Below are 3,099 nucleotides of genomic sequence, written 5' to 3'. Positions count from 1 at the left end.
GATAGAAAATCGGAGAAGGATAATTAGTACTGAGTAATTAGTACAAAGTAGGGAGATAGAAAATCGGAGAAGGAAAATTAGTGCTGAGTAATTAGTACAAAGTAGGGAGATAGAAAATCGGAGAAGGTAGATGTGTGAAAAGGCAGATAAAATCTAAAAACAGCATTAAATTAATAACAGAGAATATAAAATAAGTGTAATCAGTACTTAGTACTAAATACTTTATACTAATTACTCAATACTAACCAAGAAATGAGCAATATCGTAGCAATAGTAGGCCGTCCAAATGTAGGTAAGTCGACATTATATAACAGATTAACCGAAACCCGTAAAGCAATAGTTGATGACTACAGTGGAGTAACCCGCGATAGGCACTACGGAGTTGCTGAGTGGACCGATAAGCACTTTACAGTAATTGATACAGGTGGCTATGTTGCGAACTCTGACGACGTGTTTGAGGCCGCTATACGCGAACAAGTAATTATTGCCATCGAAGAAGCAACCGTCATCCTTTTTATGGTGGATGTGGTTACTGGAATAACCGATCTTGATGATGACATCGCTAAATTACTTCGTCGCAGTAAAAAACCCGTTTTTGTGGTGGTTAATAAAGTAGATAATAACCAACGAATTACCGACGCTAGCGTATTTTACGGATTAGGTTTAGGGGAAATTTATCCACTTTCATCCATGTCGGGTTCAGGAACAGGTGAGCTTCTAGATGAAGTTATTAAGCACTTTGAATTAGAAGAAGAAGATGAAAATCAACTTCCAAAATATGCTATTGTGGGCAGACCAAATGTTGGTAAATCATCGCTAATCAACGCCTTGATAGGGCGCGAAAGAAATATCGTAACTCCAATCGCAGGCACCACCCGCGACTCTATTCATATACATTACAATCAATTTGGGCATGAATTTATGCTGATTGATACCGCTGGTCTCCGGAAAAAAACTAAGGTTAAAGAAAATATTGAGTTCTATTCGGTGATGCGTACCATCAAAGCATTGGAAGAAGCAGATGTAGTAATATTAATGATTGATGCAGTAGAAGGTATTGAATCACAAGACATTAACATATTTCACCTCGCAGAAAAAAACAAAAAAGGTGTCGTTATCCTCGTTAATAAATGGGATCTTATTGAAAAAAATACCAAAACAACCAGTATTTTTGAAGAACAGATTTATCAAAAAATTGCTCCATTTACCGATGTTCCCATTGTATTTACTTCCGTAGTAGAAAAGCAAAGAATCTATAAATCACTGGAAGCTGCCTCGAAAGTCTATGAAAATAAACTGAAAAAAATTCCAACCTCCAAGTTGAACGATGTAATGCTGCCAATCATTGAAAATTTCCCTCCGCCAGCAGTAAAAGGAAAGTACGTAAAAATCAAATATATAACGCAAATCAATGCCTCATCTCCAATGTTCGCATTCTTCTGTAACCTTCCCCAATATGTAAAAGAACCTTATAAGCGATTTGTAGAGAATAAATTACGTGAGCACTTTGATTTTACCGGAGTTCCCATTCAAATATTCTTCAGGCAGAAATAAAACCACAAAATTATTTTAAATGAAAAAATTCATATTTCTAATAGGTGTATTAACCTTGATTAGCTACGCCTGCAACAGTACAGATCAACAAGCAGTTGACAAACAAGACTCAATTCAGGAGGCTGCAGCTGCCGATTCAATGCTAAATTCGGCTATACTAGCCGATTCTTTAATACAGGATAGCCTTGAAAAAGATACTGTCAAGTAAAATAATAATTTAATTGTTGGGGCGATAATCCGAAATTAAAATAAAGCTGATCGCTCTCAATAGCACGAAATAATCATTGAAAAGCAATATTTAGCAGTAAAATCACTATTTAGAAATTATTATTAATAATCATTCTAAATAATTTGATTTTTTGACATTCTACTCGTATCATTGCGGACTATTTAAAATTAGTCTAAATAAGATGAAGCAGATTTCAATATTAATATTTTCTATTTTCCTATTCAGCTCCGGCCTCCAAGCACAGGATTCAAAGCCTAAAGAAACAACAAAACTATCAGACAGCACCATTATTGAGATGCCTCAGATCATGATAATTGGAAAACGAGACGGGTTGATTAGTAAAACTCCCGGCTCGGCAATAATATTAAATACACGCGATATCAAACAATTTGCTCCACTAACTTCCAATGAATTACTTCGAAAGGTTACGGGAATTAATGTGGTGGATGAAGAAGGCGCGGGACTACGATTGAACATAAGTATCCGCGGATTAGATCCTGATAGAAGCCGCAATGTGCTCATGCTTGAAGATGGCGTTCCCATTGCACTCGGCCCCTATGGTGAACCTGAAATGTATTTTACGCCATCTATCGATAAAATGTCGGGTATTGAAATTTTAAAAGGTAGCGGTCAAATTCTGTTCGGCCCGCAAACAATTGGTGGCGTTGTGAATTTTTTCACTGCTGATCCTCCACCGTCAGAAATAAGCAGAATCAAATTAACAGGAGCAAAAAACGGGTATTTTTCAGGCTTTGGTTCCTATGGAAATACCATTGGAAAGACGGGATTTTTAGTCTCCTACTTACACAAAAGAGCCGATGAGCTTGGAATGACGAATTTCAGGTTAAACGATCTTTCGGCAAAAATCAAGATCGAACTCAACGAAAAATCTAAGCTTGGAATCAAATTAGGCTATTACGATGAGCAGTCGAACTCTACTTACATCGGTTTAACACAAACCATGTTCGATCAAGGTGGACAAGATTTTGCGAGAATGGCGGGATTTGACAATTTACCAATTAAACGCTTATCCGCCAGCACCACACACCAATGGCAAATCAATGAAAATATTATTCTCAAAACTACGGCATACGCCTATACCACCAGTCGTAATTGGCAGAGACAAGATTTTTCTTTTAGCACGGTGGCAGCGAATAAAACTGGGGTAATTTGGGGAAATACGAATATCCCGAACGGTGCAGTGTACATGCTCAATTCTACAGGAAACCGTAATCGCCAATTTGAAGTGGCGGGAATTGAGCCTCGCCTAAGCATCAATTATAATTTGCTTAACATAAAAAATCAATTAGAAACCG

At 37.2% G+C, this 3,099-nt stretch carries 3 protein-coding genes; all 3 read left to right on the top strand.

Annotated elements, in window-relative coordinates:
- Positions 1 to 252 precede the first annotated feature (252 nt).
- Positions 253 to 1,554, top strand: coding sequence for a ribosome biogenesis GTPase Der (gene der / locus ACILQF_RS12155; protein WP_395627671.1), 1,302 nt, complete (start codon positions 253 to 255; stop codon positions 1,552 to 1,554).
- A 19-nt stretch (positions 1,555 to 1,573) separates the two neighbouring features.
- Entirely contained in the window at positions 1,574 to 1,762 is a 189-nt protein-coding gene (locus tag ACILQF_RS12150) for a hypothetical protein (RefSeq protein ID WP_395627670.1), read from the top strand.
- A gap of 202 nt (positions 1,763 to 1,964) precedes the next feature.
- Positions 1,965 to 3,099: TonB-dependent receptor family protein (locus ACILQF_RS12145; RefSeq protein ID WP_395627669.1), on the top strand; the 1,135-nt coding region annotated here is incomplete at its 3' end.

This window comes from Daejeonella sp., assembly GCF_044232565.1.
Taxonomy (GTDB): domain Bacteria; phylum Bacteroidota; class Bacteroidia; order Sphingobacteriales; family Sphingobacteriaceae; genus Daejeonella.
This window is presented reverse-complemented; position numbering and strand designations above follow the sequence as displayed.